The following is a 13,953-nucleotide window of genomic DNA, read 5'->3' as shown; positions in this document are numbered from 1 at the left end:
CTACATCCTTATTTAATTACGTTAATTTTAGGCTTTAGCTGACGTGGCATGACAGATGGTAATGCTTTAAAAGTGTAAGGCATGTAGTAAAAATTAATAAAATCGAAATTTTTATAATTAATTTTAGTTTTTTCTAAAAAATACCTTGCACTTTTTTTAAAAAATACTAAAATCAGCCCTGAATCATGGATGCTTTCTTGAAGAAAGGCTGTTTATGCTGCTGGCGTTGTCTTTACGTGACTTTGTGATTGTGGATGAACTGAACCTGAGTTTTCAGAGTGGATTTACCGTTCTGACTGGGGAAACTGGTGCCGGCAAATCAATCACACTGGATGCGCTGGGGTTGTTACTGGGTGATAAAGCAGATTACGGCCAAATACGGCATGGAGCTAAAGAAGCGCAGTTATCAGCCCTGTTTGATGTAAGCGATGTCCCGCAGGCGCAGTCCTTACTACAGGAACAGGGCTTATTGGATGCACAGGAAACGCAGCTGAGTATCCGCCGTACCATTGATGTGAAAGGCAAAAGCCGCAGTTTTATCAATAATCAGGCTGTGACACTGGGACAACTGCGCCAAATTGGTGAATTACTGATCGATATCCATGGCCAGAATGCTCATCATTCGTTAAATAGTGAAGCTGCGCAGCGCGTTTTACTGGATGCCTTTGCTGGGGCGGATAAGGAAGTTGCACGTGTGCGAGAAGCCTACCAGCGCTGGCAGGAAGCCGAACGCGAGCTGGAAAAAGCTCAGACTCAAGCTGACAGCCTGAATATCGAACGCGAACGCCTACAATGGCGCCTGGATGAGCTCAGTGCTTTAAATGTGCAGGAAAATGAATGGGAAACGCTGAGTCAGAGCCATGATGCGCTGGTACATGCAGCCGATATTCTGCACACAGCTGCCAGCGTAGAAGAGATTCTCAATGGTGATGATGGCTTGCAAAGCCGTTTGTTTCACTGCCGCCAGCAACTGGCTGCATTGATTAAGGCTGCACCGGCTTTTGCCGATAGTGTGACTCTGCTGGAATCGGTAGAAGCCGAGCTGGGTGAAGTCAGTGCTTATCTGCGCGAAGCCAGTGCCAGTGTAGAAACTGACGAAAATCTGCTGGTACAGCAGGGGCAGCGGATGCAGGAATTAATGAGCATAGCGCGCAAATATCGGCTGGAGCCACCGCAATTGCCGGAAGAATTGGCCAGAGTGGAATCTGCATTAAATGAGCTGGAAGCAGCGGCTGATATTGAGGCTTTGCGGGTGCGAGTAGCAGAGCGTGAAAACGAATATATGCAGGTAGCCCAGCAATTATCTGCCCGCAGGCATCAGGCAGCAGCGAAATTGGCTAAACAAACTACTGTTCATATGCAGAATCTGTCCATGCAGGGTGCACGTTTTCATATTGAACTGCTCAGTGCTTCTCCCTCTCTGCATGGTCTAGAACAGGTGCAATATCAGGTAGCCGCTAATCAGGGCACACCTTTGCGCGCCATGAGTAAAGTGGCATCCGGTGGCGAGCTGGCGCGCATCAGCCTGGCACTGCAAATGGTAACTAGCCAGTACAATGAAGTTCCTACGCTGATTTTCGATGAAGTGGACACTGGTATCGGCGGTGCAGTGGCGGACGTTGTTGGACATGCTTTGCGCAGTCTCGGGCAGAACCGTCAGATTCTGGCGGTTACCCATTTACCTCAGGTAGCAGCTTGTGGCCAGCAGCACTGGCAGGTGCGCAAACACAGCATTAAAGGGCAGACTGTAAGTGAAATAAAGGTTCTTACTGCCGATAGCCGGATAGATGAGATTGCCAGAATGCTAGGAGGTGAAACCATTACTGATACCACGCGCAATCATGCTCGCGAGATGTTGGCGCTGGCACAAAAGTAATTTGGTTTGACTATATACAGCATCTGGTACTGAGGAGGCGGTGGTTGCCGTACTTGGGTTGGAGTAGATTTTTATTTTTTTGCTGATTTTGCCTACAGTAAACTACTATATTTTTATCATATAGTTTGAAATAACTTCACAAAAAATTTGCCGCCCGTATAAACAATTTTATCTATTGAGAAGTATTTACAACTGTATATGACTTACTGAATCAACAATTAACGATGTGAATCAGCTAACATGCGAAAGAATTACGGATCTATTTGTTCGCAAACCCCAATCAGTCAGCTTGATTGTACAGATACAATGCTAGAAAAGAGTTTGTATTATCCACGGTGGTAGGAGGTACAGCACCGTAAAACACCTATAAGCAGGGATGGTTTAGGCAGAGGTATTGTATAAGAAAGTATGTTTGCTAACGGCACAATATAAAATCATAGAATCACTCAGTAGGTTGATTTTTTATCTCTAGTAATTTTCAGCTTAATCCAGCAATCCGATACTGTAGAAAACTGACAAATATCATTTATCAGATAACAGCCAAAATATGATAATGAGCTTCAGATATGATTCAACGAAATAGTGCTGTATTTAGGTATTAAATCTGATTTAATAAACAGAAAGAATATTTTTGAGAGTACGTAGTTATTTATTCACAGCCTGTACATGTTAGGCAGAGAAGGCCATGGAAAATAATATCCAGATGATAAATAGCTGTACTTTGTTCTAATTAATATGTTGGGCTTCTGCCCAGAGACTATTGGGCAAATGCATGCACGTTGTATAATCATATTTTTCAATTATCTGTGATGAGCTGATGATGAGCGAACCACATAGTGATGAGACATTGGATGTTATCGGCCTGAATTGCCCAATGCCGATTCTGCGAGCCAAAAAAGCCTTGGCCGCGATGGAGGCTGGAAAGATATTAAAAGTGTTGGCAACCGATAAAAATGCGCCAGACGATTTTGCTGCTTTTTGCTGCCAGACAGGCCATCAGCTTCTGCAAGTGCATAATGGCGAAGATGGTGTGATGCAGATGTGGGTGAAACACCGTTAGTTTTCGCGCTGCTGCGGATAAATGGCGGCATGAATACGATGTTTAGCCGTTCCATGCTGGCTACGGTGGTTCTACAATCTAAATAAGCCTAACTGTATTATTGAGCTGTAAAACAGTTTGTTAACGAAACGGATGCAGATGCAGACTCTTACTCTAACCAGACCAGACGATTGGCACCTTCATGTGCGTGATGGTGCAGCTTTAAAAGCAGTGGTGCCTTTTAGTGCACGTCAAATGGGGCGAGCTGTGATTATGCCTAATCTGAAGCCGCCGGTAACTACCGTTGCTGCTGCGCTGGCTTACCGTGAACGGATACTCGCCGCGGTACCGGCCGGCAACAGTTTTCAGCCACTGATGACTTTATATCTGACCGACCAGAGCACACCAGCGCTGATTCGTGAGGCCAAAGCCGCCGGTATCGTAGCGTGTAAATTATATCCAGCCGGTGCTACGACCAATTCCGCTGCCGGTGTCAGTGATTTATGGGCTCTGCTGCCTGTACTGGAAACCATGGCCGAAGTAGGCATGCCTTTACTGGTGCACGGCGAGGTAACCGATAGTGAAGTTGATATTTTTGACCGTGAAGCGGTGTTTATTGATGAGTTGTTGCAGCCATTACTACAACGTCTGCCTGAACTGAAACTAGTATTTGAGCATATCACCACCGCCCAAGCTGCTCAGCTGGTGGCGGCAGCAGGTAAGAATGTGGCTGCTACGGTAACGCCACAGCATCTGTTGTATAACCGTAATGCTCTGCTGGTAGGAGGCATGCAGCCGCATCATTATTGTTTACCGGTACTGAAGCGTGAAAATCATCGACAGGCATTGATACAGGCAGTATGTGGCCCACAATTTCATAAATTTTTTCTTGGCACAGACAGTGCGCCGCATGCGCAGACGCACAAAGAATGTGCCTGTGGCTGTGCCGGAATATTTAGTGCTTTTGCCGCTATTGAGTTGTACGCTGAAGCATTTGAGCAGGCCGGCGCACTGGATAAATTACAAGCTTTTGCATCGGAAAACGGACCAGCATTTTATGGTCTGCCACGCAATACGGATACCATTACACTGGTAAAAACCAATCGCTCGGTACCGGCATATTACCCGTATGGCCATGAGCGTTTGGTGCCACTACGTGCAAATAGCACAATTAGCTGGACACTGGTGGATTAGGCGCTTATGCAGAAATTAGAGCAGACACTGTCCGCTACAGTGCATCAGACTCAAATACGAGTACGCGGTTTTCATGTGGATGTATACCAGCATGTTAATAATGCACGATATCTGGAGTTTTTAGAGGAAGCGCGCTGGGAATATTTTGATACGGCTGGGCTGACGCCATTATTGGCTGAAGCGGGCTGCGGGATGGCAGTGATTAATATCAATATCAGCTATCGACATAGTGCTGTGTTTGGCGATGATTTGCTGATTGAAACTGCTTTCAGTAGGGTACATTCCCGCAAGGTCGAAATTTGCCAGTCTATCTTTTTGAAAGATACTGGCCAGACTGTTGTTCAGGCATTGGTAACGTTTGTTGCATTCGATCAGCAAAATAATAAGGCAGTTTCTTTTCCTGCTGCTATTTTGCAACGTTTCAAAACGCTAATGCTACATGATTGCATCCAAAAAAACCCTGCTTAAAGCAGGGTTTTTTCTGGACTGAATTATCAGGCTTTGCCATCTGCTTCGCGCAGCATGGCATAAATTTCATCTTTAAGACGTAATTTTTCCCGTTTTAGTTCATCCAGATTTTCCAGCCCGCTGGTTACCGGATTGTTGGTCAGGCCGGTGATTTTATCATCAAGACGGTTGTGTTCTTCAAATACATTAGCAAAATGAGTGTTTTCCGCCTTTAATTTGCTAATTAGGTCACGATATTCAGGAAACATATAACATCCTTTACAGTTTGGTAAAAATGATTTTTATTATTTTGCATTCATTATAGCTTAAGGTATATAAGATTTCGCTAGTAATGGCAAAAAAAGTAACGATGGCATGTTAAACTGACACAATAACACATACGGGAGTTTACAATGTATAAACGCTTAATGGGATGTTTAAGCGCATTTATTCTGACTCTGAGCCTGAGTGGCTGTGGTTATAATACCATGCAGTCTCAGGATGAGGCCGCCAATGCTGCATGGTCTGAAGTGCTGAACCAATATCAGCGGCGTGCCGATCTGGTGCCTAATTTGGTGAATACAGTTAAAGGCTATGCTAAGCATGAGCAGCAGGTGTTAACTGAGGTAACCAATGCGCGGTCGCGGGTGGGCAGTTTGAATATGACGAGCAGCGATGCGGATGATCCTGCAAAAATGCAGCAGTTTTCGCAAGCACAGGGTAATCTGAGTAATGCGCTTAGCCGCTTACTGGTTGTGACTGAAAACTATCCAAACCTGAAAGCGGATCAGAGCTTCCGTGATTTGCAGGCACAGCTGGAAGGTACTGAAAACCGCATCGCACTGGCTCGAAACCGTTATATCCAAACGGTGCAGGTGTATAACACGACCTTGCGTTCTTTCCCGAATAATGTGACGGCGAAAATTTTCGGAATGCATGTGCGGCCAAATTTTGTGCCGGAAAACGAAGCCGCTGTAAAACAGGCGCCTCAGGTAGAGTTTTAAAGCTCGAATAGAGGTACAAATTGTTTTACAAAGTGACAGCCGGTTCATGAGAACTGGCTGTTTGCTTTTGCTGAGAACATATAGAGTAGGACTTTTATGTGTAACAATAGTAAGTATTAATTTTTTTTCTAATACTATTGGTTACTTCTCGCCGTATAGCCATTATCTGCCCTTCACCATAAGCTTTGGGACTATCAAGCGGAACACTATATATTAAATCATTTAAACTATTAAGCTAGAATATTTATTATTGTCTTCTTCCGTATTGATGCCTAATTTAAAAATATAACTCTCTTTTTAATTCATTTATTATGGTTTTCAACATTAGAATCGTTATTTTTAACAATAATCTTTTTTAATATAGATGATGCCTTTCACATGTCACTTTATATCTTTTGCTCAACTGCCTGAATAATGAGATAGTCGGACGTCTCAAACGGTGAATTATCTCTGGCATAATTACTAATAATGGAAGTATTGAAAAATATATACTCAATATTTCGTTCAAAACTTGAGGATTTTATTAAAGGACTTAATGATAAAAATGCGATTTTATAAATATTCAAATGGCATATAATGGTTTTTTAAAGTGATTATAATGGTTGCTTATTCATAAGAGCAGTAGAGGAAATGCGTGAAACCTTGCCTTGCGCATCAGACATACTTAGGGCGCATAAAGAATTTGTTAGAAGACTAATTTATTTAAAACTTGAAGAGTATTCCGATAAAGCGTCTTTTAACTTGCTCAAGGCTTAACCAATCCAATTCAGTAAAGAGGGTTCAGTCAAAAAAACCGCCATGAAGCGGTTAATCAAAAAAGTAAAATAAATGAGAATTAATTATCATTTATTTTATGAGCTTTCAAAAACGCCGGTCTACTCGTCGCTTTTTGAAGATAGTTTTCAAGTTTTTTGTCCAACGTAATGCCAAATGCTTTTGCAAACATTAATCGATGAGATAAAAAGATATCTGCTAACGTAAAGGTATCACCAATGAGCCATGCATTTGTTTCTTTTAGTTCTATCCTAGACAAAACATCAATGGTTTGTTTTTTAAAGTAATTGATAAATTCTGGCCATTGCTGATCTTCAGGAGTAAACAGTATCTGTTTAGCAAGGCAAGAAAGTGGCGTTTCTAAGTCAGTAATCGAAAAACTGATTAAAGAATTGATGATAGCTTTTTCTTGTAAATTCGCAGGGTATAACGTATTTTGTTTTTTTTCACAAATATAAAGGCATATGGCCAACGTTTCACTTAATGAAAAGCTCCCTTCCGTTAAAAATGGCACTTTACCAAAAGGATGAGGTGATTTGACAACCGCATTATCTATGTGTATTTCAACCCGGATTGCTTCATAAGGAAGACCTATTTCTTCCAAGGCCCAGATAACAGCCAAAGATCGTGCTCCAGGTGCAGTGTATATTTTCAAGCTTAGTCTCCTTTTAATAAATCAAATAATCGGTATTGCGTAAAAGTAAGTATTCATTTTTGGTTTAAGTGATCATTTCCTATTGCAACTCTAGATGATCACCTTATGTGATGACAGATTGTAAAGTAGTTGCTGGATAAAACAAAATCTTTATCTTCTAAGATTTCTTGCAATTTGAATTTACTAATTTAATGCTGATAAATAAAAGGTAATATTCGGGTGGCAAGATATTAATATAATTCATTTAGGTTTTATCCCTCCCATAGACGATGCCTCGCGGTAGTGCTAAAAGAATGATTTTGGTGGTTTAGCGATTTGTCGAAATGTAGTTGTATAGATGCGATATTAGCCGGCTATTTTATCTGCCCTCAGTTTGTGCTTGCTGCTAAGTGTTAAATCTGTACCGATTTTAATTAAATCGTGCTAGCAGAGCCGAATTGATCTTTTGTCTAAAGCCTCTTAGCAAAGTGCTGCCGTGATGGCGGAAATGGCTGACTATCGGTTATGATTCAGATACATGGTCTAAATACAATTAGATTCTGATTCCGGTTTTACAGTCAGCGGAGACACTCTGCAGTACTGTTTCTAGGTAATAATGATATGAACACTATCCGCTTATCCATCCATAAACTGTTGGTATTTTTTCTAAGCTGCGTGCTTTATATTATGGCTGCGCAAGCGGAAAATTTGGCGCCGATACCTGCTTTAACTGCGCCGGTGATGGACACTGCAAATATGTTGCAGCAGGATACGCGAGAGGATTTAAATGGACAGTTGCTGGATTTCAGTCACCAGCATGGTAGTCAAATTGTGATTTTAACTGTCCCTACTATTGCACCGGAAACGCCGTTTGATTACGCCACCAGAGTTATGAATAACTGGCGGCCGGGGCGCATGGGTGTTGATGATGGTGTGTTACTGCTGCTGGTGCGTGATGAACACAAAACCTTTCTGGCCACTGGCCGCGGACTGGAAGGTGCTATTCCAGATGTGTATGCAAAGCGTATTCTGGATGATGTGCTGCGTCCGCAACTGCGTGCAAATAATACCGATGGTGGGGTACGACAAACGGTAGACATTTTGGAAAAACTGATTGATGGTGAGAAACTGCCGGCGGTATCACAGCAGCCTCCGCAAAAGCAAAGTTTCTCTGCCATGTTTATAGAAGCAATGATGTTGGTCTTTTTTGGGGGAGCATTTTTAAAAAATATTTTCGGCACTCGGCTAGGCAGTTTCATTTTAGCTTTACTGGTGTTGGCTCTGGGCTGGTATATTGGCTGGAACCTGATTCTGGCCGTTATTATTGCGCTTTTTTCCTATATCGTAACTTATGTTTTTGCCGGAAATGTATTTGTCAGTGACCATTACAATCCGCATGATGATAATTTTTGGGGTGGTGGCGGGTCAGGCGGAGGCTTCAGCGGTGGAGGCGGTGGATATGGTGGAGGCGGTGCTTCTGGTAGCTGGTGAAAGCGGCACAGGGTGGTGCTGAGCAGAATAAAATTCTGAAAAATTATCAGACTCCGCGTAAATTCATGTATAGTTATTTGTCTTACCTTACTATTTACTGATTTTATCTATCGGCTGGTCTACATGTCTAATCTCGGTGCAGGTATCTGTTTATTGCTGTTGTGGTTTTTACCTTTGCTCTTCGGTGCTGGTGGTGTGTTGCTGGATATTATACTGATTATCCTGATTTTGTTTTATTTATTTGCTGCCCACATTGTAGATGATGGTACTGAAGATTCCATTGCAACCGATAAAAATCTCTATGTAGCGGTAATGTTTGAAGTGGCCGGCCAGATATGTGCGTCTAAGGGACATGTCACGGATGAAGACCGTTCATCTGTTTATGCCTTGATTAAAAAGTTGCAGCTCAATGACGAATTGGCCGTTCTGGCGCGCTATGGCTTTAACATGGGGCAACTGAAAAACTATCCGCTTAGAGCTCGGCTGGGGCAGTTGTACCGTATCTACCGAAATGAAAAACGCGCGTTGATGTTGTTTTGTAAACACATGCTTGAGCTGGCGCTGATTGATGGCAGGCTGCACAATAATGAACGGCGTATCTTAAATATCATTGCTGATGAGTTTCATATTCCTTACTCGCAGATGCTGATTTTTGCCAGCCAAACTGTGCATGGGCAAGAGAGTGAATATAAGCGTTACTGGCAAACTAATGAGCAATGGAAGCATCAGCGTCAGAGTAAGCGCCAAAAGGAACGACAGCAGCAATCGCGGCAGCAACAACAGCAGTTCCGGCAACAGCAGCAGAGCAGTCGTCAACAGCATCAGACTGTTGAAGAACCGCTGGGCGGCGATCCGTATCAGGTGCTGGGTATCAATCCCCAAGCCAGTGTGCATGAAATCAAACAGGCTTACCGCCGCCTGATGAATAAATATCATCCGGATAAACTAGTAAAACAAAAATTGTCTGCAAAAGAAATGCAGCGGGCTACCGAGCATACTCAACGTATACAAGCTGCTTATGCTTACGTGAAACAGTTGCGTGGTTTTGTTTAGCTTAAATGATGCTTTGCTTTTGTGTATTGATGTTGAATAGCTAATCTATTATTTGGAATTCCGAGATAAAGTGTCAGATAGGTTGTTGGAAGCAAGAAATTTCTGATTCCGGAGTGGTTTTTTTCTAAGATGGCAACACCTATGAAAATTCATTTCTCAGCAGTGTAGTCCTGCCGGATCTTTGCTCTGAAGATACTGTGGATATTTTTTAAAAATATTTTGTATGGGCTGGTACCTGATTTTTAACGTGCTGAAAGAGGTAATAAGCTTGATTATATAAAAGCATTCAGCCGGTTCAGGGTAGACAGTTGAGCGTATTTCTCTGTCTTCGGTGTAGAAATAAATATTTCTCAGATTTTGATTTTCCCTATCTCTGCGTCCACGAAATCAGCTTGAAGTGCTACCATACTGATTCTGAAACTGCGAAAAGAGCGGACAGGATGCGCACGGATAAACTGAGTATGCGAATGTTGCCCCGATTATGGCGTCACTGGACCCATCCGCGCCAGCGGGTGAGTAAGTATTTTCCTGAAGAAGTGCTGCAACAATTGACCACACACATTGCCAATTCTGAACAGCGCCATACCGGACAATTACGCTTTGTGATTGAATCGCGTATCAATACGGCCAGTTTGTGTCACCATACAACGCCTCGACAGCGTGCGCAGTATTGGTTCAACAATTTGGGTATTTGGGATACTTCTGCACGTTGTGGCGTTCTGGTGTATGTCCTGTTTGCAGACCGCGCTGTAGAAATTATCGCCGATCGTGGAATAGATGCCTGTGTTAGTGCTGCGCAATGGCAGGAAATATGCACGCACATACTTATGGCTTTTCATCAGCAGAATTATGTGGATGGTTTAAGCCGCGGACTGGAAGAACTAACAGATTTGCTGGCGCAGTATTTCCCGCGTACTCAGGCTGGAAGAAACGAACTGGCCGATGATGTGATTTTGCGTTGATACTTGCAGAATAACATGGGGGTTGAGTATCTGTAAGTATCCGCAGATTATATGCTATCCGGCTGGTTAGTTCTGTGCGAAAAGCAATTTCATCTCCGGAAGTGATCAGCGGCATTAGAAACGATATTTTTATCCAATATTGCCACAATAGAAGAAACGCAATAATGGTAATTATTGATATTTATTATCAATAAACTTCTCTGAATTGATATAAATAATTTTTTTTGAATAAAATTTCAATGAAAATATAATTTACAGATAGGTTGGGTTTACAATAAGTTGCGGCTTTAAATGACAGATTGAAACAAAGAGCGCATGTATGGCCGCTGATAGCCTGTCTATCAGGCGTCACAACAGCCAGAATAAACTCATTGCTAAAATGGTTATTCTGGCTTCATTTTATTCATGATTACTTTGTGGTTTGAATCTAAAAAATGTTTAGCGTAAGCGTCCGAGAATAATGCTTGGAGCTTTAATTAGCAGCATGATTTCATCGCCGCTATCCAATTGCATCGTTTCAGCACTGTGCCGAGTAATACTGGCAGACAAGCTCAGCTCAGCACCTAAATCTACGGTCACAACACTATTCACGGCACCGGTGTCTATACGGCGTATGCAACCGCGAATTTGATTGCGAGCAGAAAGATTAAAATTGGTAGTAGGGCGAGCCAGTATGATGGCAGAGGCTTGAATCAGTGCCAGAGCATCTACACCCTCTGTGAGCTCCATTTGTTCACAGCTGTGGCGTGTGAGTATGGCCACCAGTTCCTGTCCGCTACTCAAGCGTAAATGAACTTCATGATTCACTTTGCCTTTTACAACTCTACTTACTGTTCCAGCTAGCTGATTGTCGGCACTCAAGTCCAAATTCATTTTTTGCCACAGGCCATAATGGCTATGGTCAGACTCGTTATGCAGTTGCTGCATCAACTGTTGATGGCGTTGTTGCATGGTGTGGTAATACTGAAGGAAAGCCGCACCATAGGTAGTTAAAGCGCTTTTACCGCCGCCCTGTCCACCAGTTTGGCGTACCACCAACGGCTGCGGTGCCAGATTATTTAGCGCGTCAATCGCGTCCCAAGCTGCCTTATAACTCATTGGTACTGCTTTGGCTGCCTGAGTGATGGAACCGAAACGCTGAATGTTTTCGAGCAAGATTATACGTTTGCTGTTTCCCATTCGTTGGCCGTTTATAGTGGGAATCAGCTCGGTATCCAGATTGAATTCATGCATGTCTATGGTCATTAGGAGCAGAATGTAGGCGACCATTATCCATGTGCCAAATAGTAGCGTCAAAAGCAGCGGCATCTGCCGGATCATGGGTAATCAGGAGCATGGGTAAATTTAGCTTCTGCTGCCATGCCGCCAGTTCAGTGCGCATTTGTGTGCGCAAATGGGTATCCAAGGCAGAAAATGGTTCATCCAGCAAAATAGCATGCGGCCGCGCAATCAGTGCACGAGCCAGCGCAACACGCTGACGCTGGCCGCCTGATAAATGTGCCGGATACTGTTCTGCAACCATATCAAGCTGCATGGCGTTGAGCCAGTGTTCAACTTCTGCCTGCCGGCTGCGCTTGCGCGGATTGAACAAACCATGCCGAATGCCGCAGGCGATGTTTTGGCGCACATTCAGATGAGGAAAAAGCGCATAATCCTGAAAAACATAAGCCAATCTGCGTTCTTGCGGACTCAGATTGAGTTGCTGCTCACTTTGATAAAGCGTTTTTCCGTTAACAATAATGTACCCCTGCTCAGGCGTCAGCAAGCCGGCAATGGCTTTGAGCATCAGGCTTTTGCCGCTACCCGAAGCCCCCATTATTATGGTACGTGGTGCCAGAGTTTGTAAGTTGATATTTAGAGTAAACTGGCTGCCATCGGCATGATGAATGCTTTTCTGGAAATTGATATCTAACATAGCGTCATTGGAGTGAATCAAATATGACCAAGGCGGCTTCTTATAGGAACATAGCTTTATCTGAGATTTGCTACTGGCACTTTGCCAGACAGCAGTCTGCTGGTTAACAACAATATCAGAATACATACCACCGATATAATCAGCACCAGCGTATTAGCGAGTTGATCATCACCAGCCTGTACTGCTTCATAAACCGCAATCGACAATGTTTGCGTCTGTCCAGGAATGCTGCCTGCTACCATCAGCGTAGCGCCAAATTCTCCCATGCTGCGCGCAAAAGCGAGTAATACGCCGGCCAGAATACCGCGCCAAGCCAGCGGGAGAGTAATGCGCAGAAAAACGCCGACATTACTGATGCCTAATACACGACCCGCTTGCTCCAGCTGCGGGTCCAGACTATCGAAGGCAGCACGTGCCGGTTTAAAAACCAGCGGAAACGAAACCACCGTAGCAGCTACTACTGCGCCTTGCCACGTAAAAATCAGATTGATGTTTAAATATTGCTGTAAGAATTGGCCGATAAAACCATTTTTACCCAGTACGACCAATAAATAATAGCCGAGCACCGTTGGCGGCATCACCATTGGCAGAGTGAGAAGGGTATCCAGCAATTCCCGTCCCCACACCGCTTTGCGCGCAAACAGATAGCCGATACCTACACCAAGAAACAGATTGAAAACTGTAGCCCACAGAGCAATTTTAAGCGACAGGGCAAGAGCAATCCACGCCGCAGCCATTCTCTCTCCTTGCAGGAAGATTTATCCATTTATGATAAAAGCATTATTTATTTAGCGCACACTCTGGAAACCATAGCGTTTTAGGATCTGTTGCCCTTTGGCCGAGCGAACGAATCCAATAAAACGGTTGGCTGCAGCCGGCTCTTTAGTATTTATTGTACGGGCAATCGGATAGCTGATTGCTTTAGTGGTGGGAATAGTAGCTGCTACTTGTACTTTATCCGGCATGATAGCTGCATCTGTGCCGAAAACAAAACCGGCCTCCGTTGACTGATTGGCTACATAGTCCAGTGCCTGCCGCACATTATTCACATTAACAATTTTTGGCTGTACCTTACTCCAGACTTTTGCCTGCTCCATCGCAGCCTGTGCATAACGGCCAGCTGGCGTATAAGCCGGATTGCCCAGTGCAATATGGTGGATACTAGCCTGTTGCAAATCTTTCATATTGCGTATGTTTAAAGTACTGTTTTTAGGGGTAATCAGTACCAGAGTATTATTTACAAAATTAACTCGGTCTGCTGCTCGTACCAGATTTTTGGCCTGCGCCTGATCCATAGTTTGCTGGTCTGCCGATGCAAATACATCTACCGGTGCACCATTCTGAATTTGTTGCAGCAATGAACCTGACGCGCCAAAATTTAGTCGCACCTTATCTTGTGGATATTGTTGTTGGTATGCTTTAGCAATGTCATTAAATGCATTGGTCAGACTGGCGGCAGCGGAAACGGTGAGGTCGGCAGCCAAAGAAGTAGTGCTCAGTACGCACATACCAGCAGTAGTTATCAAAGTGCTAAGACGGGCAGAAAGAGAGCGCATAAATTATC

General features: G+C 43.7%; 14 protein-coding genes. 8 read left to right on the top strand and 6 right to left on the bottom strand.

Annotated features, from left to right (window positions below):
• Positions 1-214: 214 nt before the first annotated feature.
• The 4 genes from recN (at position 215) to J3U64_RS02935 (ending at position 4,577) form a co-directional block, all read left to right on the top strand.
• Entirely contained in the window at positions 215-1,876 is a 1,662-nt protein-coding gene (gene recN / locus J3U64_RS02950; RefSeq protein WP_267408226.1) for a DNA repair protein RecN, read from the top strand.
• An 820-nt stretch (positions 1,877-2,696) separates the two neighbouring features.
• The gene (locus tag J3U64_RS02945; RefSeq protein WP_416384973.1) at positions 2,697-2,936 is read left to right on the top strand and encodes a sulfurtransferase TusA family protein; all 240 of its coding nucleotides are present in this window, start codon (positions 2,697-2,699) and stop codon (positions 2,934-2,936) included.
• Between the two features lie 138 nt (positions 2,937-3,074).
• Complete coding sequence (gene pyrC, locus J3U64_RS02940) at positions 3,075-4,109, top strand: dihydroorotase (RefSeq protein WP_267408224.1); 1,035 nt, start codon at positions 3,075-3,077, stop codon at positions 4,107-4,109.
• Between the two features lie 6 nt (positions 4,110-4,115).
• A complete protein-coding gene (locus J3U64_RS02935; protein ID WP_267408223.1) occupies positions 4,116-4,577 on the top strand; it encodes an acyl-CoA thioesterase in 462 nt (153 codons plus the stop codon).
• A gap of 26 nt (positions 4,578-4,603) precedes the next feature.
• Here J3U64_RS02935 and J3U64_RS02930 read toward each other — a convergent pair whose 3' ends face one another.
• Positions 4,604-4,825, bottom strand: coding sequence for a YdcH family protein (locus tag J3U64_RS02930; RefSeq protein WP_100139789.1), 222 nt, complete (start codon positions 4,823-4,825; stop codon positions 4,604-4,606).
• Positions 4,826-4,969: 144 nt separating this feature from the next.
• Here J3U64_RS02930 and J3U64_RS02925 point away from each other — a divergent pair, with 144 nt between their 5' ends.
• On the top strand, positions 4,970-5,560 hold the full coding sequence (locus J3U64_RS02925) for a LemA family protein (protein ID WP_267408222.1): 591 nt from the start codon (positions 4,970-4,972) through the stop codon (positions 5,558-5,560).
• Between the two features lie 835 nt (positions 5,561-6,395).
• Here the strand turns inward: J3U64_RS02925 and J3U64_RS02920 are convergent.
• Positions 6,396-6,989 (bottom strand): glutathione S-transferase family protein, encoded by a 594-nt coding sequence (locus J3U64_RS02920; protein WP_267408221.1) that lies wholly within the window; start codon positions 6,987-6,989, stop codon positions 6,396-6,398.
• A gap of 600 nt (positions 6,990-7,589) precedes the next feature.
• Between J3U64_RS02920 and J3U64_RS02915 the strand changes: the two genes are divergently transcribed.
• From J3U64_RS02915 to J3U64_RS02905, 3 genes are all read left to right on the top strand, one after another.
• Positions 7,590-8,459 (top strand): TPM domain-containing protein, encoded by an 870-nt coding sequence (locus J3U64_RS02915; RefSeq protein WP_267408220.1) that lies wholly within the window; start codon positions 7,590-7,592, stop codon positions 8,457-8,459.
• Positions 8,460-8,582: 123 nt separating this feature from the next.
• Complete coding sequence (locus J3U64_RS09940) at positions 8,583-9,512, top strand: DnaJ domain-containing protein (protein ID WP_323811389.1); 930 nt, start codon at positions 8,583-8,585, stop codon at positions 9,510-9,512.
• A 461-nt stretch (positions 9,513-9,973) separates the two neighbouring features.
• Complete coding sequence (locus J3U64_RS02905) at positions 9,974-10,474, top strand: TPM domain-containing protein (protein WP_267408219.1); 501 nt, start codon at positions 9,974-9,976, stop codon at positions 10,472-10,474.
• A 438-nt stretch (positions 10,475-10,912) separates the two neighbouring features.
• On the opposite strand, the gene J3U64_RS02900 is transcribed toward J3U64_RS02905, so the two are convergent.
• The 4 genes from J3U64_RS02900 to modA are packed head-to-tail and all read right to left on the bottom strand — an operon-like array spanning position 10,913 to position 13,945.
• Entirely contained in the window at positions 10,913-11,782 is an 870-nt protein-coding gene (locus tag J3U64_RS02900; protein WP_267408218.1) for a TOBE domain-containing protein, read from the bottom strand.
• Positions 11,700-12,389, bottom strand: a complete 690-nt coding sequence (locus J3U64_RS02895) for an ATP-binding cassette domain-containing protein (RefSeq protein WP_267408217.1) — start codon at positions 12,387-12,389, stop codon at positions 11,700-11,702. The genes J3U64_RS02900 and J3U64_RS02895 overlap by 83 nt, the downstream gene beginning before the upstream one ends.
• Before the next feature lie 56 nt (positions 12,390-12,445).
• A complete protein-coding gene (gene modB / locus J3U64_RS02890) occupies positions 12,446-13,126 on the bottom strand; it encodes a molybdate ABC transporter permease subunit (protein WP_267408216.1) in 681 nt (226 codons plus the stop codon).
• A gap of 51 nt (positions 13,127-13,177) precedes the next feature.
• Positions 13,178-13,945: a molybdate ABC transporter substrate-binding protein gene (modA, locus tag J3U64_RS02885; RefSeq protein WP_267408215.1), complete on the bottom strand. Its 768-nt coding sequence runs from the start codon at positions 13,943-13,945 to the stop codon at positions 13,178-13,180.
• Between the last annotated feature and the right edge of the window lie 8 nt (positions 13,946-13,953).

It is taken from the genome of Snodgrassella sp. B3800, assembly GCF_026535865.1.
Taxonomy (GTDB): domain Bacteria; phylum Pseudomonadota; class Gammaproteobacteria; order Burkholderiales; family Neisseriaceae; genus Snodgrassella; species Snodgrassella alvi_E.
This window is presented reverse-complemented; position numbering and strand designations above follow the sequence as displayed.